Annotated in this window: 24 protein-coding genes; 18 read left to right on the top strand and 6 right to left on the bottom strand. The window is 45.5% G+C overall.

Annotated features, from left to right (window positions below):
• Position 1: 1 nt before the first annotated feature.
• The 4 genes from hda to arsC all read right to left on the bottom strand — a co-directional run bounded on the left by hda (position 2) and on the right by arsC (position 2,070).
• Positions 2-700: a DnaA regulatory inactivator Hda gene (gene hda / locus AC1YY3_RS02545; RefSeq protein ID WP_481822834.1), complete on the bottom strand. Its 699-nt coding sequence runs from the start codon at positions 698-700 to the stop codon at positions 2-4.
• Entirely contained in the window at positions 701-1,054 is a 354-nt protein-coding gene (locus AC1YY3_RS02540) for a DUF2069 domain-containing protein (RefSeq protein WP_481822835.1), read from the bottom strand.
• Entirely contained in the window at positions 1,051-1,644 is a 594-nt protein-coding gene (wrbA, locus tag AC1YY3_RS02535; RefSeq protein WP_481822836.1) for an NAD(P)H:quinone oxidoreductase, read from the bottom strand. Before wrbA ends, AC1YY3_RS02540 begins: the two co-directional genes overlap by 4 nt.
• A 78-nt stretch (positions 1,645-1,722) precedes the next feature.
• A complete protein-coding gene (gene arsC, locus AC1YY3_RS02530) occupies positions 1,723-2,070 on the bottom strand; it encodes an arsenate reductase (glutaredoxin) (protein WP_481822837.1) in 348 nt (115 codons plus the stop codon).
• 86 nt (positions 2,071-2,156) lie between these two features.
• On the opposite strand from arsC, the gene ubiA reads away from it, so the two are divergent.
• The 12 genes from ubiA to kdsB all read left to right on the top strand — a co-directional run bounded on the left by ubiA (position 2,157) and on the right by kdsB (position 10,782).
• Positions 2,157-3,041, top strand: a complete 885-nt coding sequence (gene ubiA / locus AC1YY3_RS02525; protein WP_481822838.1) for a 4-hydroxybenzoate octaprenyltransferase — start codon at positions 2,157-2,159, stop codon at positions 3,039-3,041.
• Positions 3,042-3,178: 137 nt separating this feature from the next.
• Entirely contained in the window at positions 3,179-3,439 is a 261-nt protein-coding gene (locus AC1YY3_RS02520; protein ID WP_481822839.1) for a hypothetical protein, read from the top strand.
• Positions 3,436-3,642 carry a hypothetical protein gene (locus AC1YY3_RS02515; RefSeq protein WP_481822840.1) on the top strand — a complete coding sequence of 69 codons (207 nt, stop codon included), beginning with the start codon at positions 3,436-3,438 and terminating at the stop codon, positions 3,640-3,642. Before AC1YY3_RS02520 ends, AC1YY3_RS02515 begins: the two co-directional genes overlap by 4 nt.
• A gap of 45 nt (positions 3,643-3,687) precedes the next feature.
• Positions 3,688-4,620 (top strand): 50S ribosomal protein L3 N(5)-glutamine methyltransferase, encoded by a 933-nt coding sequence (gene prmB, locus AC1YY3_RS02510; protein WP_481822841.1) that lies wholly within the window; start codon positions 3,688-3,690, stop codon positions 4,618-4,620.
• Between the two features lie 14 nt (positions 4,621-4,634).
• A complete protein-coding gene (aroC, locus tag AC1YY3_RS02505; protein ID WP_481822842.1) occupies positions 4,635-5,723 on the top strand; it encodes a chorismate synthase in 1,089 nt (362 codons plus the stop codon).
• A 125-nt stretch (positions 5,724-5,848) separates the two neighbouring features.
• Positions 5,849-6,397: an REP-associated tyrosine transposase gene (locus tag AC1YY3_RS02500; protein ID WP_481822843.1), complete on the top strand. Its 549-nt coding sequence runs from the start codon at positions 5,849-5,851 to the stop codon at positions 6,395-6,397.
• Positions 6,398-6,520: 123 nt separating this feature from the next.
• Positions 6,521-7,672 carry an MFS transporter gene (locus AC1YY3_RS02495; protein WP_481822844.1) on the top strand — a complete coding sequence of 384 codons (1,152 nt, stop codon included), beginning with the start codon at positions 6,521-6,523 and terminating at the stop codon, positions 7,670-7,672.
• A gap of 84 nt (positions 7,673-7,756) precedes the next feature.
• On the top strand, positions 7,757-8,374 hold the full coding sequence (locus AC1YY3_RS02490) for a MotA/TolQ/ExbB proton channel family protein (protein ID WP_481822845.1): 618 nt from the start codon (positions 7,757-7,759) through the stop codon (positions 8,372-8,374).
• On the top strand, positions 8,374-8,826 hold the full coding sequence (locus tag AC1YY3_RS02485) for an ExbD/TolR family protein (protein WP_481822846.1): 453 nt from the start codon (positions 8,374-8,376) through the stop codon (positions 8,824-8,826). Before AC1YY3_RS02490 ends, AC1YY3_RS02485 begins: the two co-directional genes overlap by 1 nt.
• Positions 8,823-9,830 (top strand): tetraacyldisaccharide 4'-kinase, encoded by a 1,008-nt coding sequence (gene lpxK / locus AC1YY3_RS02480; RefSeq protein ID WP_481822847.1) that lies wholly within the window; start codon positions 8,823-8,825, stop codon positions 9,828-9,830. The genes AC1YY3_RS02485 and lpxK overlap by 4 nt, the downstream gene beginning before the upstream one ends.
• Entirely contained in the window at positions 9,827-10,021 is a 195-nt protein-coding gene (locus tag AC1YY3_RS02475; RefSeq protein ID WP_481822848.1) for a Trm112 family protein, read from the top strand. Before lpxK ends, AC1YY3_RS02475 begins: the two co-directional genes overlap by 4 nt.
• A complete protein-coding gene (gene kdsB / locus AC1YY3_RS02470; protein WP_481822849.1) occupies positions 10,018-10,782 on the top strand; it encodes a 3-deoxy-manno-octulosonate cytidylyltransferase in 765 nt (254 codons plus the stop codon). Before AC1YY3_RS02475 ends, kdsB begins: the two co-directional genes overlap by 4 nt.
• A 903-nt stretch (positions 10,783-11,685) precedes the next feature.
• On the opposite strand, the gene AC1YY3_RS02465 is transcribed toward kdsB, so the two are convergent.
• A complete protein-coding gene (locus AC1YY3_RS02465; RefSeq protein ID WP_481822850.1) occupies positions 11,686-13,914 on the bottom strand; it encodes an AMP-binding protein in 2,229 nt (742 codons plus the stop codon).
• A 332-nt stretch (positions 13,915-14,246) separates the two neighbouring features.
• Here AC1YY3_RS02465 and cysC point away from each other — a divergent pair, with 332 nt between their 5' ends.
• The gene (cysC, locus tag AC1YY3_RS02460; RefSeq protein ID WP_481822851.1) at positions 14,247-14,867 is read left to right on the top strand and encodes an adenylyl-sulfate kinase; all 621 of its coding nucleotides are present in this window, start codon (positions 14,247-14,249) and stop codon (positions 14,865-14,867) included.
• A gap of 7 nt (positions 14,868-14,874) precedes the next feature.
• Positions 14,875-15,840 carry a DHH family phosphoesterase gene (locus AC1YY3_RS02455; RefSeq protein WP_481822852.1) on the top strand — a complete coding sequence of 322 codons (966 nt, stop codon included), beginning with the start codon at positions 14,875-14,877 and terminating at the stop codon, positions 15,838-15,840.
• Between the two features lie 311 nt (positions 15,841-16,151).
• On the opposite strand, the gene ispB is transcribed toward AC1YY3_RS02455, so the two are convergent.
• A complete protein-coding gene (ispB, locus tag AC1YY3_RS02450) occupies positions 16,152-17,156 on the bottom strand; it encodes an octaprenyl diphosphate synthase (RefSeq protein WP_481822853.1) in 1,005 nt (334 codons plus the stop codon).
• Between the two features lie 249 nt (positions 17,157-17,405).
• Between ispB and rplU the strand changes: the two genes are divergently transcribed.
• The 4 genes from rplU (at position 17,406) to proB (ending at position 20,243) form a co-directional block, all read left to right on the top strand.
• Positions 17,406-17,717 carry a 50S ribosomal protein L21 gene (gene rplU / locus AC1YY3_RS02445; RefSeq protein ID WP_349027020.1) on the top strand — a complete coding sequence of 104 codons (312 nt, stop codon included), beginning with the start codon at positions 17,406-17,408 and terminating at the stop codon, positions 17,715-17,717.
• 15 nt (positions 17,718-17,732) lie between these two features.
• Positions 17,733-17,990 carry a 50S ribosomal protein L27 gene (gene rpmA / locus AC1YY3_RS02440; RefSeq protein ID WP_481822854.1) on the top strand — a complete coding sequence of 86 codons (258 nt, stop codon included), beginning with the start codon at positions 17,733-17,735 and terminating at the stop codon, positions 17,988-17,990.
• A gap of 110 nt (positions 17,991-18,100) precedes the next feature.
• Positions 18,101-19,135, top strand: coding sequence for an Obg family GTPase CgtA (gene cgtA, locus AC1YY3_RS02435; protein WP_481822855.1), 1,035 nt, complete (start codon positions 18,101-18,103; stop codon positions 19,133-19,135).
• On the top strand, positions 19,122-20,243 hold the full coding sequence (gene proB / locus AC1YY3_RS02430; RefSeq protein ID WP_481822856.1) for a glutamate 5-kinase: 1,122 nt from the start codon (positions 19,122-19,124) through the stop codon (positions 20,241-20,243). Before cgtA ends, proB begins: the two co-directional genes overlap by 14 nt.
• Positions 20,244-20,245: the final 2 nt, after the last annotated feature.

Raw genomic sequence — 20,245 nt, 5'->3', positions numbered from 1 at the left:
TTTAATCCTGTTGTTCCAAAATCTGCTTCAAGAAAGGGATAGTCAGCTTACGTTTGGCTGCCAACGATGCCCAGTCCAGCTTGTCCAGCATTACCCATAACGACGATAGGTTCCTGTCGTAATGGGTAAGTAAGAAACGTGCGACTGGCGGCGTAATCTCAAATCCCATTTGTTGTGCCTTATGCGTTAGCGCGGCGATTTTGTCGTCATCCTCCAAAGGCTGGATTTTTAAGGACAGCCCCCAGTTAATTCGGGTTTGCAAATCAGGTAAGCTAAAGGCAATGGCGCAAGGCGCACAGGATGCTGATAGGATCAGCCTGTGGTTTCGGTCACGATGCTGGTTAAATAAATTAAAAAAAGCCAATTCCCAATCTGCTCGTCCTGCAAGAGAGTCTATGTTGTCAAAGCAAACAAGTTCAAAATCTTCAAGTCCGGCAAAGAGCTCGGGCTTGATTGAAGTAGAATTCGATAAATCCAGGTAGAAGGCACTAATATTTCGCTTGAATGCTTCATGGCAGCAAGCCTGCAATAAATGGCTTTTCCCATGACCTTTATCGCCCCAGAGGAAAATAAGTTGTTCGCCTGTTCCTGCGGCAGTCTTTTTTAACTGCTCGATAATTTCCTGGTTGCAGCCCGGATAGAAGTCGTCGAATGTCTGATTTGCCCTAAATTCAAATTTGACGGGTAGCTGTTCTGCCATTCAGGTGCGGGTTCCCGTCAAACGTATATAAAATGATGCGCCAAAAAAAATCATCAGGCTAAGTAGGATTTCTAGCAAGGCGTAGGGTCTTGTGCTGGCATTAACGTAAGCTTCAACGCAGCCGTGTATAAAGTAAATCAGGCTGATATAAGCTAACCACGCACAGCTTTTCAGATTTGTATCCAAAAATCCTCGCATAGGTAATAACAAGGGTGTGACCGTAATTAAAATCATCAATGCAACAGGAAACTTAGATGGCGGCGTAAGAACGGTATTCCACAGCATCAGTAAAGCGAATAATCCGAAAAAGCCCACTACGGCGATCCAATAAAGGAAATGGGGCGCAATTTTCATGCGCTTGGTTTTAGCAACAGTGCGGTTTTCGCTAGGCGTGAACCTAGTGCAATGCACAGCATTTTTTCATGTTCGGTTATAGGCATATCATCAGTTGTTACGCGGCTGGAACCGTAAGGCGTGCCTCCAGATGTTGTTTCACGCAAGGCATTTTCTGAATACGGTAAGCCTAATATCATCATGCCGTGGTGCAGTAGTGGCAACATCATAGACAATAAGGTGGTTTCCTGTCCGCCGTGCATACTGCCTGTGGAGGTAAATACTCCGGCGGGTTTGCCTGAAAGTGCGCCAGAAAACCAGAGTTCTGTCGTGCTATCGAGAAAGTGTTTCAACGGGGAAGCCATATTGCCGAAGCGGGTAGGGCTGCCTAGCGCCAGGCCATCACAGCTTTTCAAATCGTCCAAGGTGGCGTAAATTGCGCCTTCGGCTGGAATGGTGCTGGCAGTTTTTTCGCAGACGGTGGAAACATCAGGGACTGTTCTAAGTACGGCTTCTGCGCCTTTGACCGATTCAACGCCCCGTGCAATTAAGTTAGCCATCTCGGCAGTAGAGCCATCACGTGAGTAATAAAGTATCAGGATTTTTGCCATGATTAATTAGGGTGCGGTTATTAAGTAAGTTCTGAATAAGTCCTTCGACAAGCTCAGGATGAACAGAATCAACCTGTTTTATAGAATACCAAGCACATTTTCCGGTGGACGGCCTATCGCCGCCTTGCCATTGGCAAGCACAATCGGACGTTCGATCAAGATAGGATGGTTTACCATGCCGTTGATTAGCGATTGTTTATCCAATGCACTATTGTCCAGACCATTAGCCTTATATTCGGCTTCTTGCTTACGCATTAAAGCGCGTGGTTCGATGCCTAGTTTATCCAGAATATCAGCCAACTCATCGGCATTGGGCGGTGTTTTCAGGTACTCAATCACTTCCGGTTCAATGCCACGGTCTTTCAGCAGTTGTAAGGTTTGCCGAGATTTAGTGCAGCGTGGGTTGTGGTAAATTTTTACAGCCATGATGATTCGCCTATTTAAAACCAATATCAAACAATCTTGAATCTTAAGCGATTATAATAGCATCCTGATTAAATTCCGATTTATAAATGGCACTATCACTTATCAAACATCGGCTGCTAGATCGAGCCAAACAGTACAGCCTGTTGGCACGATTAGATCGCCCCATCGGTATTCTCATCCTGCTATGGCCTGCATTATGGGCATTGTGGGTGGCAAGTGACGGCAAGCCAGATGCCTTGATATTAACGGTTTTTTGCTTAGGTGTGGTATTTATGCGATCAGCAGGCTGCATCATTAATGATTATGCTGACCGAGATTTTGACCCCCATGTCGAACGCACCAAGCTACGCCCTATCGCGGCGGGTAAGGTCGCTCCCAAAGAGGCTTTGGTCGTGTTTGTGGTGCTATGCTTGTGTGCTTTTGGTCTGGTATTGCTATTGAATATCTACACGATATTATTGTCATTCGTCGCAGCATTTTTAGCCGCGAGTTATCCGTTTACCAAGCGTTACACGCAATTGCCCCAGGCTTATCTGGGTATCGCCTTTGGTTGGGCAGTGCCTATGGCATTTGCTGCCCAGCAAAACCAACTCCCTGCCGTGACCTGGATTCTATATCTGGCGGTGATGCTATGGGCACTGGTATACGACACTATGTACGCAATGGTCGATAAAGATGATGACTTAAAGATTGGCGTTAAATCCACTGCCATCCTGTTTGGCGATTATGACCGCCACATCATGGCAGTTTTGCAATTGATAATTCTCGGCTTATTGGTAACGGTAGGCATTATGCAGCAGCTCGGTTGGGCTTATTACTTGGGCTTGTCGGTTGCTGCCGGATTGTCGATATATCAGCAGAAATTGATTTTTCATCGTGACAAAAAGCAGTGTTTTCAGGCGTTTTTGAACAATAACTGGTTCGGTTTAGCGGTTTTTATGGGAATTTTTTTAGATTTTTGGGTGAGATAATCCTTAGAAAATGCTTAACGTAACGTATTATTTGCTTTCAATACAGGAATTTCCGAATGGTGATTTCAAGTCAGATATTGAAATTGTTCCTATTTAAAAGATCACTTTTAACACAAACAGATTGCGAGGATTGCAGAATGAAAATATTTTTATCATTAAGTTTGATACTTTTGGCGGGGTGTACCCAAGATCAGCAAAACCAGCTATCTAGGAAAGTAGTAGAGATTTTGGACGGAGATTATTTGGTCACCTATGCCAATGGCACAACTACCAAAACCTGGCGAATAGATAACGGTAAAGTCACATCTAGCGATAAAGGCTATTACTACTTTTGGGATGACAAAAAACATTATGTCCAAGTACCAATCATGAATACGTTTGTTGAGGAAATTGATTGACAGAAACAGTCATAGCAAGACCTTTGACAAAAAGCACGCGTGTACAAAAGAGTTCAGAACAGAATTCCCCGCTTGGTAAATTTATTGATTCTGTTCGGGTGAGCTGGTCAAATGCTCTCCTGAGCGATGTCGAAGGGCAAGAACCAAGCAACTTGCTCAAAGATTACCCAGGTAATTCAGCAACGTCAGCCGCTTTAGTTTAAAATTACCCACTTTGTCAGCTCCAATTTCCTGTTTTCTGCCACTGAATGAATGCCCTATCACCTGATGTAAGATCGTCTTTAACCACACTCAGGGATTATATCCGCTGGGGCGCAAGCCGATTTGCTGAAGCTAAACTTGAGTTCGGTCATGGTACAGCAACTGCGTTAGATGAAGCCGCTGCATTGGTCTTGCACACTTTGCATCTACCGTATAACTTAAGTGAATTCTATTTGCAGTCGGCACTTACTGTAGAAGAACGGCAAGCTATTATAGCGATTATCGAAAGGCGCATAAGCGAACGCAAACCCGCCGCCTACCTCACGCACGAAGCTATTTTTGCTGGCTTATCGTTTTACGTTGACGAGCGGGTGTTAGTACCACGGTCTCCGATTGCCGAGCTCATCGAACAACGCTTTGCACCGTGGATAGAAGAAGATCAAGTCGAACGTATTTTAGATTTGTGTACAGGCAGCGGCTGTATTGCTATTGCCTGTGCTTATGCCTTCCCTGATGCCGAAGTTGATGCAGTTGATTTATCAACTGATGCGCTGGCAGTTGCCGAAATTAATGTTATAAAACATCAGCTTACAGATGAAGTCATGCTGTATCAATCGGACTTGTTCGATCAGTTACCTGATGAGTTGTACGATATTATTGTCAGCAATCCGCCGTATGTGGCGATTGCAGAGTGGCAGCAACTCTCGCCAGAATTCCATGCCGAGCCGGAAATCGGATTTGTTGCGGGTGATTCCGGTTTGGATATTGTCATCCGCATACTGGCAGAAGCCAAAGATTACCTAACGCCGCAAGGGATATTGGTCGTCGAAGTTGGCAGCAGTGCCGAGACATTACAACAAGCATTCCCCACAGTACCTTTTTACTGGTTAGCTTTTGAACGCGGCGGTGACGGTGTTTTTTTGCTGACCGCAGAACAGCTTAATGATTATCATGAACAATTTGCAAACGCCATCAATTAACACAACGTATTGAAATGTCTGGAAATACCATAGGAAAACTGTTTGCCGTCACCTCGTTTGGCGAAAGCCACGGCCCTGCGATTGGTTGTATCGTCGATGGCTGTCCTCCTGGAATGGCGTTATCGGAAGCCGACCTGCAAAACGACCTGGATCGACGTAAGCCAGGCACTTCCAGGCATACCACGCAAAGACGGGAAGACGATGCGGTTAAAATCCTGTCCGGCGTATTTGAAGGCAAAACCACGGGAACACCTATCGGTTTGCTTATCGAAAATACCGACCAACGCTCAAAAGATTATTCCAAAATTGCTGAAACCTTCCGTCCCGGTCATGCCGATTACACCTATCAACATAAATATGGTTTTAGGGATTATCGCGGCGGTGGGCGTTCATCGGCACGGGAAACCGCCATGCGCGTGGCGGCAGGAGGCATAGCCAAGAAATATCTGCGTGAAATCGCCGGAATTGAAATTCGCGGTTACTTATCCCAGTTAGGGCCGATCAAAATAGAAACGGTTGACTGGAATATTATCGACAGCAACCCGTTTTTTTGCCCAGATGCCAGCAAAGTGCCGGAAATGGAAAAATACATGGATGCCTTACGTAAAGAAGGCGAATCCATCGGCGCACGGATCGAAGTCGTCGCCACCAACGTACCGCCGGGTTTGGGCGAGCCGATCTTCGACCGTTTGGATGCGGATTTGGCACACGCCCTGATGAGCATCAATGCGGTCAAGGGCGTAGAAATTGGCGGTGGGTTTGACTGCGTTAACACCAAAGGCACCCAGTTTCGGGATGAGATTACGCCCGATGGTTTTTTAAGCAATCATGCGGGCGGTATTTTGGGCGGCATATCCAGCGGCCAGCCTATTACCGCCAGCATCGCTCTAAAACCAACTTCCAGCCTTCGCTTGCCTGGGCGCAGTATCAATACGCGCGGTGAGGCCGTCGAGGTCATTACCGAAGGCCGTCATGATCCTTGTGTCGGCATACGGGCAACCCCGATTGCAGAAGCGATGATGGCGATTATCCTCATGGATCATTTTTTACGACATCGAGCGCAGAATTTTGGGGTGGATTCGGGGTTGCCGGTTTTGAGCTAAGGTTAATAGTCAAGTAGGGTGCATTTCATGCACCAAAATCACGCTAATATTTGCCTTTGATGATAAATTTTGCGCTTACACATAATAACAACGCCTTATGGTGCATAAAATGCACCCTACGATTGATGTCTGAATATCGACGGGCGAATACCAAAGGCGGAACTTATTTTTTTACGGTCGTGACTTATCGCCGACAACCGTTTTTATGTGACGAACGGGTTCGTACCGCATTGCGTGAAGGGATTAAGGCAGCGCAAATAACACACCCATTTGTCATCGATGCCTGGGTTTTATTGCCCGATCATCTTCACGCCATTTGGACATTGCCGCCTGATGATGCCGATTTTGGTATCCGTTGGGCGTTAATCAAACGATTTGTTACCAAACAATGTAACTCGGAATTAAAGCGCGATGAATGGCTGAATCCATCAAAACTTAAAAGAAAGGAATCAACTTTTTGGCAACGGCGGTTTTGGGAGCATCAAATCCGGGACGAAAGTGATTTTCATAAACATGTCGATTACATCCATTACAATCCGGTGAAACATGAGTTGGTTAAAAAGGTATCGGATTGGCCGTATTCGACATTTCATCGTTATGTTGGACAAGGTGTTTATGGCGTGGATTGGGCGGGTGTGTCTGGTGATGAAGAATTAACAGGTTTTGGTGAATAGTAGGGTGCATTCCATGCACCAAAAACCATGTCAATTTGCTATTTGATGATAAAACTTTGCACTTACTTAATGAATAACACTTTTTTATGGTGCATAAAATGCACCCTACATTGTGGTTTCTAAATGGCAGTTCCTTATTGGCGACTCTCCAGCTTCTACCTCTGCTATTTCGCCGCCCTGGGTGCTTTCATTCCCTATTGGAGTCTTTATCTAAAAGAAAACGGCTTTAATCCCGCCGAAATAGGTCAGTTATCCGCGCTTTTAGTTGGCACCAAAATTATTGCGCCTAATCTTTGGGGCTGGATTGCCGACCATAGCCGGAAAAACCTGCGTATCATCCGCTGGACCTCGTTTTTTGCGGCACTCTTGTTTGCCGGATTTTTGGCAGTCCATGATTATATGGAATTCGCTTGGCTGACCATTGCCTTTAGCTTTTTCTGGAATGCGCCATTGCCGCTGTATGAAGCGATAACCTTAGCGCACTTGCAGGAAGACTCGCATGGTTACAGTCGTATCCGCTTATGGGGTTCGGTCGGATTTATACTGACAGTGGCGGCAGTCGGCAAATTGCTCGATAGCCAGCCCATAGTTCTGTTGCCCGTCTTGATTACGGAATTATTGGCTTTGACTTGGTTAACGGCGTTAGTAACCCCCAAAAGCCGTATCATCAGCCATGACCACAGCCCAGCTCGCATAGTCAGCATCATCAAAAAACCGGAAGTTATCGCATTCCTGTTTGTCTACGTGCTGATCCAATTTGCCCATGCACCGTATTATGTGTTTTATTCGATTTACCTGAAACAGCATCTGTATTCGACGACAACAACCGGGCTGCTCTGGTCGTTGGGCGTGATCGCCGAAATTGTCTTGTTCCTGTTTATGAAGGCACTATTGAAGCGCTATTCCTTACGCGGCATTTTGCTTACCAGTTTAATATTTGCCATATTGCGCTGGGTGTTGATTGGCGGTTATGTGGATAATATCTATTTGCTATTATTTGCCCAATTGCTCCATGCCGCCACATTTGGAGGCACACATATTGCTGCTATCCATTTCGTGCATCGCTATTTCGACCAGCATCATCAAGCTAAGGGACAAGCTTTGTATCACAGTTTGAGCTTTGGTTTGGGCGGCATGTTAGGTAGTCTATTTAGCGGTTATTATTGGGAGCCTTTAGGTTCCCATATTATCTATTCAGCCGCCGCATTAAGCTGTGGTGTTGCTATTGTGATCGCTTATATTTGGGTGGGTCGGGAAGATAGTTGCTACACTTGAGGTAAAGAATGCAAGGTCAAAAAAACTTGCACCTTCATCCTTTCACCTTGTACCTTATGTACGGTTCTATTATTCGGGGTTAATGTGTTTGAAATCATAAAAAGTGGCGGTTGGATGATGTTTCCCATCATTTTGAGTTCGATTATTGCGATGGCTATCGTCGGCGAACGCTTTTGGTCGTTACAAAAGAAGAAAATTTTGCCGCCGGACTTACTTCCTCAGGTAAGGAGGCTGTACGTTGAAAATAAAATGGATGAGCCTACGCTGCGCCGTTTAAAAACCAGTTCACCTTTGGGATATGTCTTAGCGGCTGGTCTTGCTAATAGCAGCCACGGCAGAAGAGTGATGAAGGATTGCATGGAAGAAGCCGGTCGCAAAGTTGCACATGATTTGGAACGCTTTCTCAATGCGTTGGGTACGATTGCGGCGGTTGGTCCATTACTGGGTTTATTAGGTACCGTATTCGGCATGATAGAAATATTTTCGTCCATGATGAAGCACGGTTCAGGCGATCCCAGTTCTTTAGCGGGAGGGATTTCGGTGGCATTGATTACGACAGCAGCCGGATTGACGGTCGCCATTCCCAGTTTGATTTTTCATCGTTATTTCGAACGCTTGGTGGATGAATTCGTGGTCAGCATGGAAGAGGAAGCCTTAAAATTGATCGATGTGTTACACGGTGATCGTGAAGAGGTATCCTGATGAGATTTCAACGTAAAAGAAGGGAACGTGTTGATATTACATTGATTTCGATGATTGATGTATTGTTTGTATTGTTACTTTTCTTTATGGTTTCAACCACTTTTAACCGCCATACTGAAGTCAAAATCAAACTGCCAGAAGCAAACGGCGAAGAAGTCGAGAAAAATGCGAAAAGCGTTAATGTAACCATTGATGCAAAAGGCGTGTACTTTTTGTTGGCTGGAAATGAAGGCCAAAGCCGTCGATTACCTGACCAAAATCGGGAAACGCTAACGCGTGAATTATCTCGATTATCGCCTGAAGAAAAAGATTTGCCTTTCATCATCAGTGCCGATGCAAAATCGCCACATCAATTCGTGATGACCGTTCTGGATGTGGCGGGGCAAGTTGGCTTTAATCATATTACGTTTGCGACTCAAGAATCGGAAGGTTCAGAAGATACCGGCGAATGAAAAAAACACTTGCCCGTTGGGCGGTGGATGTTTGGTATAAAGATGCGTTTCTGGGCATTTTGTTGTTGCCGTTTGCGTATATTTTTTCTGACGTTGTCAGGTTTAGGCGATTCTTATACCGCCATGGCATATTAAAAAGCCAAACCTTGCCAGTTCCGGTAATCGTCATCGGCAATATTACCGTGGGTGGTACAGGGAAAACCCCTTTAATCATCTGGTTAGCGGAATTGCTTAAAAATGCAGGTTACAAACCAGGCATTATCAGCCGAGGCTACGGCGGACAATCCGAAACTTGGCCGCAAATTGTTACTGAGAATAGTGATGTCAGCAAAGTAGGCGATGAAGCCTTATTGATAGCCAAACAAACCCAATTGCCCGTGGTTGTTGGCCCATCACGGGTAGCTGCCGCAAAAAAGTTACTGGATAAATTCGATTGCAATGTAGTGTTATCGGACGATGGCTTACAACACTATAAGCTGAATCGAGATATTGAAATTGCGGTTATAGATGGTGAGCGGCGATTCGGCAACGGTTACTGCTTACCCGCCGGACCTTTACGTGAGCCGATAGAACGATTAAATAGCGTTGACTTCATTGTTGTTAATGGCAATAAGTATGAAGACAACGAGTTTTCCATGCAGTTAGTTGGCGATACGGTCATAAATCTGAGTACTGGTGAGCTTAAACCGTTGCAAGCATTTCGAGGGATAGCCTGCCACGCATTAGCAGGTATAGGGAATCCAGAGCGGTTTTTTAAGCTGCTCGAATCTGCTGGCTTGTCGTGTACCACGCATAGTTTTCCCGATCATTATCAGTTTGGACGTGACGATATTGAATTTGGCGACAACAAACCCGTTCTAATGACCGAAAAGGATGCGGTAAAATGCTGCACTAACTTTGCCGGAGAAAATCATTGGTATGTGCCAGTGCAAGCCGTTCCTGAACCTGTTTTTGGGCAACAAATATTAGACTTACTCCTTAAAATCCAAACACAAACAATATGATAGATAAAAAACTGCTCGACATCCTGGCTTGCCCTCTGTGCAAAAGCCGTTTAATTTATAACAAAGCCAATCAAGAGCTTATCTGTAGGGCTGACCGTTTGGCTTTCCCCATCCAAGACGACATTCCCGTCATGTTGGAAGACGAAGCCCGCGAATTGACGACCGAAGAAGCCGATGCCTTATACAAATGACGCTGCGCTTTAAAGTCGTCATTCCTGCCCGTTACGCGTCCACGCGTTTGCCGGGCAAGCCGCTACTTGATATTGCGGGAAAGCCCATGATTGCCCACGTCTGCGAGAAAGCGCAGCTTGCAGGTGCGGAAGAAGTCGTGGTTGCAACAGACGATGAGCGTATTGTGAAAATCGTCACCGATCTGGGCATACGAGCTATCATGACCCGACCAGAGCATCAAAGTGGCACGGAACGTATTGCCGAAGTTGCTGAAATCTGCGCTTGGGCAGACGAAGAAATTATCGTCAATCTTCAAGGCGACGAACCGCTGATACCACCTGAAATCATCCAACAACTTGCTGCTATTTTGGCAGAACAACAACATGCCGGAATTGCCACGCTGGCAGCAAAAATTGTCGATATTGAAGAAATATTCAATCCTAATGCCGTAAAAGTCGTGTTAAACAAGGACGGTTATGCCCTGTATTTCAGCCGTGCGCCGATTCCCTGGGATCGAGATGGTTTCGCGCAGCACAGCAAACAATCGTCAGAAAAGATGCCCTATTACCGACACATCGGCATGTATGCTTACACTGTAGCTTTTCTCAAACGCTATTGTAGATGGGAATCGTCAGTCTTGGAAACCGTTGAATCCTTGGAACAGCTTCGTATTCTTTGGCAAGGTGAAGCTATCAGAGTTAAAGTCGTCGATAAAACGCCAGCCGCTGGGGTTGATACGGCGGAGGATTTGGCAAGGGTTGAGGCGTTAATAAGATTGTAGTTTAGTAGGATGCAGTAGATACGTATTACGTTTTATCGTCGTGTCCTGCGCCAGCTTCCCTAAGTGCAAGAATAATTGAGTTTGCGATGTAAACCGCTATGAACCTGTACTGTATGTAAGAAAGCTGACCCATAGCGTTGATGCAACAACACAGACTCCAAAGATCCGAATGCTGAGATTATGGCTTACCTTGCCCAATAAAGTGATCGCAGCAATGCCAACTGCGAGAATCGGAATACCCAGAATAGTCCCGTACATTGAAAGTGCAATCCACTCCTGGCAGGATTCATTGCATCTCGGTGTCCAAAAATGCCAAAGGAAGACACTCACGCACAATGATAAAAGTACGTAAAACATCGATAGAACGCGAGATTTAGTTATTTTACTTCCCATAACAAGCAGTTTCAGTACAAGAACGCGCCGAGGCACGAGTTGCATCAATTGAGAAAACGCGAACGTAAAGCTAAGGGCGCGGCATTAGTAGTCCGTATCGAGTGTAACGAAATACGGGAAATCGAAGCCACGAAATCCTAGATTCCGCAAGCTCCACCCAGGCTGCTTGCTATTCGTATTGTTGTATATTCTTCATTATTATGCACTAATTAGTGCGTATGATGTACCGAGGAACGAGTCACATCAGTGGAGCTAAGACTGTACAAAAACGGCAAAATCTTAGGCTGCAATTTCCACATTCCATCCAGGAGAAACTAATACTGCCGGATAGCATTTAAGGGCTTTGGCTAAAATTTTCGCACGTTCTATGCCTAATTATTTTCTCCGATAATCGTGTGGTGTGACTTGCTCAACTTGAACATACACTTCATCTGTTTTTATGAGGTAAATAACCTGATACTGCTTATACAAGCGGTATGTTCTGTAGCCATTACCTAGAACCAATCACCCCTAATCATCCTCATCTTCATAAATACCGCTCTCCTTATCCAATTTTCCATCCTCTAACTCAGAATCATTCGACTCAAAAATCTTATCAATAACCAATTCGGTCACGGCAGGATAGTTGATTTTGCCTGTTGCTAACATGGGAATGCTATCTACAACTAGGATTTTCTTGGGCAAGCTGATGGCTGCAACCCCAGGTGATGCTGCGGCAAGAAATTGCGTTGTTGCGTCTTTCTGGGTAGTAAGCAAGACCACCAGTTCACCTTTGCGGGCATCGGGTATGCTGGTTGCAGCGTGCAGTGCGCTAGGCCAGGCTTTGGTGGCGAGTTGTTCTACGGCGGTCAAGGACACCATCTCCCCGCTGACTTTGGCAAAGCGTTTGCTGCGACCCCTAATGTTGATATAGCCTTCTTCATCCACATGGACGATATCGCCGGTGTTATACCAGCCTTTGCCGTAAATGGATTCTGGTGGTACGAGTTTGCCGGGCTTATCGTTCAGTAAATAACCCAACATTATATTGGGGCCTTTCACATGCAGTTGCCCTGCATCTTGAATGCCAGGGATCGGTTCCAGCTCGTATTCCATGCTTGGCATAAAGCGGCCTACCGTGCCAGCTTTGTAGTACATCGGTGTGTTCACGGAAGTTATCGGCGTAGTTTCGGTTGCGCCGTAGCCTTCTAAGATGCGGACTCCAAATTTGTCCATCCAGGTTTCACGGGTGCTTTCTTGCAGCTTTTCCGCACCAGCGACCACATAACGCATATTGAAGAAATCGTACGGATGGGCTTTTTTGGCATACGCCGCCAAGAAAGTATTTGTACCGAACATGATCGTCCCTTTGAGTTCATAAGCCATTTCGGGGATGACGCTGTAATGCAACGGTGTAGGGTAGAAGAATACCCGCATCCCGCTCAAAATTGGCAGCATAGAGCCAACGGTAAAACCAAAAGAATGGAACATGGGCAGGAAATTCAGTACGACATCCTGCGGCGTAAAGCTGATCCGTGCTTCCAGTTGTTTAAGATTAGCCAAGAGATTGGCATGGGACAGCACCACGCCTTTCGGTGTGCCTTCTGAGCCGGAAGTAAACAAAACCACTGCAGGGCTGTCGGGATTGCGTGGAGTTTTAGGATACCAGCAATCAGCGGTTTTGCTTTGCCGCCACGCCTTGAGTTTATCTTGGCTGGTGATGGTTTGGGCGATGTCTTCCAGATAAACCAGTTGCACTTGTTTACTTAAGACTGCGGCTTCATCGGAAAACTTACCTTTTTCGATAAATTGTCGCGACGTTAATACCGTTTTGACTTCGGCGATTCGACAAGCGGAAAGCATTGCCGCCGAACCCGTAGAATAATTTAGCATTGCTGGCACACGCCCTTGTGCTTGCAACGCCAAGATGGTCACTAAGGTTTTCGTGGAATTAGGCAAAAATACGCCGACATTGTCGCCTTCTTCGGTCAGTTTTGCTAACGCATTGCCGAGGGCAATCGTGCGGGTAATCAGGGTGTCATAAGTCAGCGGCTTACGTTCCAAATCTTCGGCAAGCTCATGTTTGCCGCCATGCACCACACGCGCATCTAATAGGCTTTGGAAAATGGTTTGCCGAAATACGCTGGTGGTAAACATCATTTCGGTCATAATGTCAGCCAGCATATGCCCACTAAACTTGCGCCGCGCCTTACCGCGCAGATGTTCGGGCGCAGAAAGCTGCGTAGGCGGCAGGATATGGATGGTTATTTTAGGAAATAAGCGCAAGCGCACGACATTATGCAATCGTGAAAAATGGGTATATTGTCCGCCCGAAATACGAATAGGTAGCATGGTAGCTTGGGATTTATCCGCAACCATACCCGTGCCATCGTAGACTTTCATCAAGCCGCCAGTCAGCGTGATACGGCCTTCGGGGAAAATTACGGTGCGGGTATCGTTACGCAAATGGTGGATTAAATCCTTTAAGGACATGGGATGGGTAGGGTTCATGGGGAAAATCTGCGACAAACCCAAGAACGGTTGCAACCACCAACGCTGCGAAATGTGCGTATTTATCGCAAAGGTGATGTCATCCGGCAGGAAAACCCACAACAACAAGGGGTCGAGAAAAGACGTGTGATTAGCAATAATCAACACCCGCTTACCGGCCTTTGCGTAATTTTCTGTACCCGTGATCTCAATCCGGTAAACCAAGGTCAGGATTGCCCCCACCACTTTGCGTAACACTTTTTTCAGCATAATTTCCTCCTGCCAATATCTTAGCAGACGTTAAAAATCTGGGAACGATAAAAGTTTATTGAAATTAAGGCAATCTCTAAAAATATCTTCTCCTCAATGATGCAACCGCTTACGCATAGGAGTGCTATTTCCGGCGGATGTGGTATGCTCTCAACCAACGGTGTATGCTAGATTCTTTTGCGGCACGGAATAGAACTTTCGCCTTCCCTAATCCTTCATGTTCGCCCAATTCAAGCCTTACTATAATCTATTGAACCTGCTATTATTCAGTAAAATCAACCTAGAACAGTGCTTTTTGGTGTAATCCATCAAATGGTTTTGCATTACGTATTATGACAACACAACTAGATAAAAGTACGAACACCGTTTGGCATCATGCAACGGTTACGAGAAAACGGCGAGAAGAAAAAAACCAACACAAGTCGGTTGTGCTTTGGTTTACGGGCTTGTCTGGGGCGGGGAAATCAACCTTGGCACATGCAGTTGAGGAACAGTTGTTTCAAAATGGTTTCAATACTTTCGTGTTGGATGGCGACAATGTTCGTCACGGGCTGTGCGGCGATTTAGGTTTTAGTGATGATGGTCGCAAGGAAAATATCCGCCGTATCAGCGAGACCGCAAAGCTTATGTTAGAGGCTGGGGTAATCACGCTGACCGCTTTTATCTCGCCCTTTCGTGCTGAACGGGCAATGGCTAGAAACCTTATGCCGCATGGGGATTTTATTGAAATTCATTGTTATTGTCCGTTAAATGTTTGTGAGCAGCGCGATGTTAAAGGGCTTTATAAAAAAGCGCGTGATGGCGAAATAAAAAATTTTACTGGCATTTCTTCGCCCTATGAAGAGCCGGAAAAGCCAGAGTTACGTATTGATACCAGTGCCTTTACCCTAGCGGAAAGTGTGCAGCAAGTTATTGCGTTGTTGCGATTACGAAATATTCTTCCTACAGCTTAAATTAGCAATGCACTATGATGTTTTTAATGGCGATGCCGATGGTATTTGTGCGCTTATCCAGCTTCGTCTTGCCCAACCCATTGAATCTACTCTGATTACAGGCATAAAACGCGATATTCAATTATTAGATAAGGTTACCATCAACCAAGGTGACAGCTTGACGGTATTGGATATTTCCTTTGAAAAGAACGGCCGCCGTGTTGTTGAGTTTTTAGCTGCTGGTGCCGCTATATTTTATGTCGATCACCATCGCACTGGCGAAGTCCCCAATCATCCCAATTTACAAACAATAATCGATACCGACAACGCGGTATGTACCAGTTTGTTGGTTAATCAGTATTTGGAAGGCAAATACCCCCTGTGGGCAGTGACGGCAGCTTTTGGGGACAATCTCGATACCAGTGCGGAAAAACTCGCAGCCACCTTGAGCGTACAAGATTGGGAGTTGGACAAGCTGAAAAAGTTGGGGATGTATATCAATTATAACGGTTACGGCAGCAGTGTAGCTGACCTGCATTTTGCACCGGATGTGTTGTATTGGGAAATGGTGCGTTATGCGTCACCGTTCGATTTCATCTCAGAAAATCATACCGCATTTGATAAGCTGGAAAATGGCTATCAGCAAGACATGACCAGTGCCGAAAGCATCAAACCGGAATACCAAAACGATGCAGTAGCTGTATTTATACTGCCTGATGTAGCTTGGGCGCGGCGAGTAAGTGGTGTTTTCGGCAATCATTTAGCTAATCAAAATCCTGGGAAAGCCCATGCAGTGCTTTCTTATAACAAGGACGGTGGTTTTCTTGTCAGTGTGAGGGCACCTTTAAGCAATATGGTAGGAGCGGATGATTTTTGTTCAGGGTTTGCGACCGGCGGGGGGCGGAAGCCTGCGGCGGGTATTAACCATTTGCCATTAGACCAACTGGGACTGTTTATTGATAAGTTTGATGCTTTTTATTCTGCGAAGATATAGAGGGGAACGGTTTGTTTCGGAAATTAATCCAACGTAAGATCATCGTCAATGTGAAATAATTTTTCTCTCATTTCAGGAATTAGCAGTAATATTGTTTCTCCCACCCATTTAGATGCGCCAGATGATCACATTTCCTTGATGAATAGTGAAAATTAAAAGGCAATCAGTATCCAAATCAAACTGAACTAAAAATTCATTTGTCAATATGTCTGCTTTTATCATGTATTTGTTAAACTTGGAATATCAACCTTCATTTTAGGGAATCCGCTTTTTTGAGGAACGCCCATTGATTAATTGATATGGTAATTCTCTCAATAACTACGTTGCACAGAAAAACTTGCCAAAGCTAACAAAGCTTGTTTGTACTCGCTGTTCGGTAAAACATCTAACGCGGCCATCGCTTTTTGGGCTTCCTCGTTAGCGCGTTGTTCAGTGTACTCAATGGCTTTGCTGCTTTTTACGATGGCGTAGACTTCATTGAATGCGTCACGATTACCATTTTTTATGGCATCAATAATCACATTGGCTTCTGATAGACTGCTGTTTTTGATGGCGTAAATCAAGGGTAAAGTGGGCTTGCCTTCGGCGAGGTCGTCACCAAGGTTTTTGCCTAGCTCTTCTTTGGTGGCTTTGTAGTCTAGGGCATCGTCGATTAATTGGAAGGCAATGCCAAGATGTTGTCCATATTGAGAGAGTTTTTCTTCAACTTCGGCATTAGCATTGGATACCACCGCAGCTAATCTGGTCGCCGCGCTGAACAAGATAGCCGTTTTTCTGGAGATGACTTCCAAATATTTTTCTTCTGTCGTTTCGGGATTGTTGCAGTTAAGTAGTTGTAGTACTTCGCCTTCGGCAATGGCGGTGGTGGTCTTGGAAAGGATTTCCATGACGCGCATAATGTTGGTACGCACCATCATCTCAAATGCGCTCGAATACAGATAGTCACCAACAAGCACACTGGCAGCATTGCCCCAGACCGCATTCGCAGATTGTTGGCCGCGACGCAGGTCTGATTCGTCCACCACGTCGTCGTGTAGCAGCGTAGCTGTGTGGATAAACTCAATTACCGCGGCCAACACCAGATGATTATGATTAATCTGGCCTAAGGCTTTAGCGGCAAGCAGTAATAGCATCGGGCGTAAGCGTTTGCCGCCATTGTTGACGATATAATGCCCCATTTGGTTGATGAGCAGCACATCGGAACTAAGCTGATTGATAATCAGCGAATCGACGGCCTTGGCTTCGTCAGCAGTCAACCGTTTGATGGAATCAAAGTCAATAGTATCTGTTGCGCTGGTATGTAAAATAGATGACATTATTTAGTAAAGTGAGCAAGTCGAAGTTCAACAACTACTGCAAAAAATAAAACACGGCATTATAACTGAATACACGATGAATAACTCAACCTAAATAATTGTAATGTTTAACGATAACGAGGGGAGGTTTTGAAGATTGTTTTATTACCAACAGCTAAATTAACAGAATATTGATTTGACGTGGGACGGTTTTAAAAATACAATTACAGGTTAATCTTAGTAAGTTAATGCTTTATGGAGTTGTGACCGATGTATGCGGTAATTCAAACAGGTGGTAAACAGTACCGTGTTGAGGAAGGCACGTACTTAAAGGTAGAAAAGCTTGAGCTTGGCATCGGTGACAGTATTGAGTTCGATAAGGTGCTAATGTTTCAGTCAGATGATGCTGTCAAAGTCGGCCTACCTTATATAGAGGGCGCTAAAGTTACGGCTACTGTGTTATCTCAAGGGCGACACGACAAAATCAAGATCATTAAATTCAGAAGGCGGAAGCACCATATGAAACAGATGGGGCATCGTCAGTACTATACAGAAATCCAGATTTCTGGCATTTCCGCTTAAAAGCAGGAGTTAAAGATGGCTCATAAGAAAGCTGGAGGTAGTACCCGTAATGGTCGCGACTCCAATGCAAAAAGATTAGGTGTAAAGCGTTTCGGTGGTGAAAGCGTCATAGCGGGTAATATCATCGTCCGTCAACGTGGCACCCGTTTTCATCCGGGTGTAAATATGGGTTGTGGCAAAGACCATACCCTGTTCGCAACCGCTGATGGCAAAGTTGTGTTTGAAGTAAAAGGTTCAAAAAGCCGTCAATTTGTTAGTATTGTGGCTGCATAGGACATCCTCTGTTGCGTTGTTGGCAACAGGCTCTGTTTGCAAAAAGCTCCGCTCATATAAATGACGGGGCTTTTTTTGTTTTAGCGGGTTGAAATACCACACTGTGAATTATGAAGTTTGTTGATGAAGTAGTCGTTCGTGTAGAAGCTGGTGATGGTGGTAATGGTGCCATAGGCTTTCGCCGCGAAAAATATATCCCTATGGGTGGGCCTGATGGCGGCGATGGCGGCGATGGCGGTTGTGTCTATCTGGTCTCAGTTGAGAACGTCAATACTTTAGCGGATTTTCGCTTTCATACCGTGCATAGAGCCGAGCGCGGTCAAAATGGCATGGGTCGCAACTGTACTGGCAAAAAAGGTGAAGACTGTTATGTGCCTGTACCTCTTGGAACGTTGGTATCCGATGCGGATACCGGAGAATTAATCGGCGATTTGACTACAGTTGGGGAAACTTTGCTGGTTGCCAAAGGCGGATTTCATGGTTTAGGGAATACCCGCTTCAAAAGCAGCATCAATCGAGCGCCACAGAAAGCCAGCAAAGGGTCTGAAGGTGAGCATCGTATGCTCAATTTGGAACTTACTGTCATTGCGGACGTAGGTTTGCTGGGTATGCCTAATGCCGGAAAATCCAGCTTGATACGGGCGGTTTCTTCTGCAACACCCAAGGTGGCTGATTATCCTTTCACTACCTTGCATCCCAATTTAGGTGTGGTCAGGATAGACGAACAACGCAGCTTTGTCATCGCCGACATTCCTGGCGTGATCGAGGGTGCAGCGGAAGGCGCAGGCTTAGGGTTACAATTTCTCAAGCACTTGTCGCGTACGGGCTTATTGCTGCATGTGATAGACGTGAAGCCTTATGAGAGCCTAGATACGCCCATCCAATCAGCAAAAAAAATCATTCATGAGCTAGAAAAATGGAGCGACGAATTGGTGGGAAAGCCTCGCTGGATAGTGCTTAATAAAATAGACCAATTGCAAGATGATGAAATTGAATCGGTTTGTAAATCAATTACTAAGGGCTTAAAGTGGAAAGAGCCAGTATTTAAAATTTCAGCCATTAATGGCAATGGTACAAAAGAATTAATGTTCGCCATCATGAATTTTTTGGAGGAACAACGGCGGAAAGACAGTGAGCAGGGCTGAATTTAAAAACGTCAAACGGGTTGTCATCAAAATAGGTAGCTCTTTGCTTACTAAGGGTGGGCAAGGGCTTGATAAAGTAGCAATTGCCGCTTGGGTTAGCCAGATGGTTGGCTTAAAACAGCGAGCCGTTGATGTCGTGTTGGTTTCCTCAGGTTCAGTTGCTGAAGGTATGAGCCGCTTAGGTTTGAAGGTCAGGCCAAAAACCCTGCACGAATTACAAGCCGCCGCCGCTGTGGGTCAAATGGGGCTGGTGCGGGTGTTTGATGATAATTTCCAACAGCACGGTCATCATGCTGCTCAAGTCTTGCTGACCCATGACGACCTGACCGATAGGCAGCGTTATCTCAATGCCCGTAGCACCTTATTGACCTTGCTGAAATTTGGCGTGGTGCCGGTGATTAACGAAAATGATACGGTTGCTACAGAGGAAATTCGTTTTGGTGATAATGACACCTTGGCAGCGTTGGTGGCAAACCTGATTGAAGCAGATTTGCTCATTATCTTGACAGACCAAAAAGGCTTATATACTGGTGACCCTGGCGTATATCCTGATGCCGAATTGATTCCACAAATTAGTGTGAATGACAGCCGTCTTGAAAAGATGGCGGGCGAGAGCCGTAGCGGCCTGGGTCGTGGCGGCATGTACACCAAAGTAAAGGCGGCGCGACTGGCTTCAAGATCAGGTGCTGCAACCGTGATTGCCCACGGAGTGCTTGATAATGTGATTACCCAAGTGATCTCAGGAGAACAAATCGGCACACATTTCCTGCCCGATATAGAACCTTTGGTCGCCAGAAAACGTTGGTTAGCAGGGCAATTACAGGTAAAAGGTCAGCTAATACTGGATGCTGGCGCAGTTAAGGTTTTGAAAAGTAATGGTAAAAGCTTGTTAGCCGTGGGTGTCAAATCCGTATCAGGAAAGTTTGAGCGGGGTGAATTGGTATCTTGTGTCGATGAAAATGGTCTGGAGATAGCCAGAGGACTTATCAATTACGGCAAGACCGATGCTGATCTAATCGCAGGTAAAAGCAGTGCAGATTTTGAGAAAATTCTGGGTTATGCCGACGACTCAGAGCTGATCCACAGAGACAATATGGTATTGATGTAATT

It is taken from the genome of Methyloglobulus sp., assembly GCF_964779595.1.
The sequence above is the reverse complement of the archived record's forward strand: the minus strand, read 5'-3'. Positions and strand labels throughout refer to the sequence as shown.

Excerpts from the sequence above, each read along its gene's own strand:
- hda (WP_481822834.1), bottom strand. The coding sequence starts at position 700 with ATGGCAGAACAGCTACCCGTCAAATTTGAATTTAGGGCAAATCAGACA.
- AC1YY3_RS02540 (WP_481822835.1), bottom strand. The coding sequence starts at position 1,054 with ATGAAAATTGCGCCCCATTTCCTTTATTGGATCGCCGTAGTGGGCTTT.
- wrbA (WP_481822836.1), bottom strand. The coding sequence starts at position 1,644 with ATGGCAAAAATCCTGATACTTTATTACTCACGTGATGGCTCTACTGCC.
- arsC (WP_481822837.1), bottom strand. The coding sequence starts at position 2,070 with ATGGCTGTAAAAATTTACCACAACCCACGCTGCACTAAATCTCGGCAA.
- ubiA (WP_481822838.1), top strand. The coding sequence starts at position 2,157 with ATGGCACTATCACTTATCAAACATCGGCTGCTAGATCGAGCCAAACAG.
- AC1YY3_RS02520 (WP_481822839.1), top strand. The coding sequence starts at position 3,179 with ATGAAAATATTTTTATCATTAAGTTTGATACTTTTGGCGGGGTGTACC.
- prmB (WP_481822841.1), top strand. The coding sequence starts at position 3,688 with ATGAATGCCCTATCACCTGATGTAAGATCGTCTTTAACCACACTCAGG.
- aroC (WP_481822842.1), top strand. The coding sequence starts at position 4,635 with ATGTCTGGAAATACCATAGGAAAACTGTTTGCCGTCACCTCGTTTGGC.
- AC1YY3_RS02500 (WP_481822843.1), top strand. The coding sequence starts at position 5,849 with ATGTCTGAATATCGACGGGCGAATACCAAAGGCGGAACTTATTTTTTT.
- AC1YY3_RS02495 (WP_481822844.1), top strand. The coding sequence starts at position 6,521 with ATGGCAGTTCCTTATTGGCGACTCTCCAGCTTCTACCTCTGCTATTTC.
- AC1YY3_RS02485 (WP_481822846.1), top strand. The coding sequence starts at position 8,374 with ATGAGATTTCAACGTAAAAGAAGGGAACGTGTTGATATTACATTGATT.
- lpxK (WP_481822847.1), top strand. The coding sequence starts at position 8,823 with ATGAAAAAAACACTTGCCCGTTGGGCGGTGGATGTTTGGTATAAAGAT.
- AC1YY3_RS02475 (WP_481822848.1), top strand. The coding sequence starts at position 9,827 with ATGATAGATAAAAAACTGCTCGACATCCTGGCTTGCCCTCTGTGCAAA.
- kdsB (WP_481822849.1), top strand. The coding sequence starts at position 10,018 with ATGACGCTGCGCTTTAAAGTCGTCATTCCTGCCCGTTACGCGTCCACG.
- AC1YY3_RS02465 (WP_481822850.1), bottom strand. The coding sequence starts at position 13,914 with ATGCTGAAAAAAGTGTTACGCAAAGTGGTGGGGGCAATCCTGACCTTG.
- cysC (WP_481822851.1), top strand. The coding sequence starts at position 14,247 with ATGACAACACAACTAGATAAAAGTACGAACACCGTTTGGCATCATGCA.
- AC1YY3_RS02455 (WP_481822852.1), top strand. The coding sequence starts at position 14,875 with ATGCACTATGATGTTTTTAATGGCGATGCCGATGGTATTTGTGCGCTT.
- ispB (WP_481822853.1), bottom strand. The coding sequence starts at position 17,156 with ATGTCATCTATTTTACATACCAGCGCAACAGATACTATTGACTTTGAT.
- rplU (WP_349027020.1), top strand. The coding sequence starts at position 17,406 with ATGTATGCGGTAATTCAAACAGGTGGTAAACAGTACCGTGTTGAGGAA.
- rpmA (WP_481822854.1), top strand. The coding sequence starts at position 17,733 with ATGGCTCATAAGAAAGCTGGAGGTAGTACCCGTAATGGTCGCGACTCC.
- cgtA (WP_481822855.1), top strand. The coding sequence starts at position 18,101 with ATGAAGTTTGTTGATGAAGTAGTCGTTCGTGTAGAAGCTGGTGATGGT.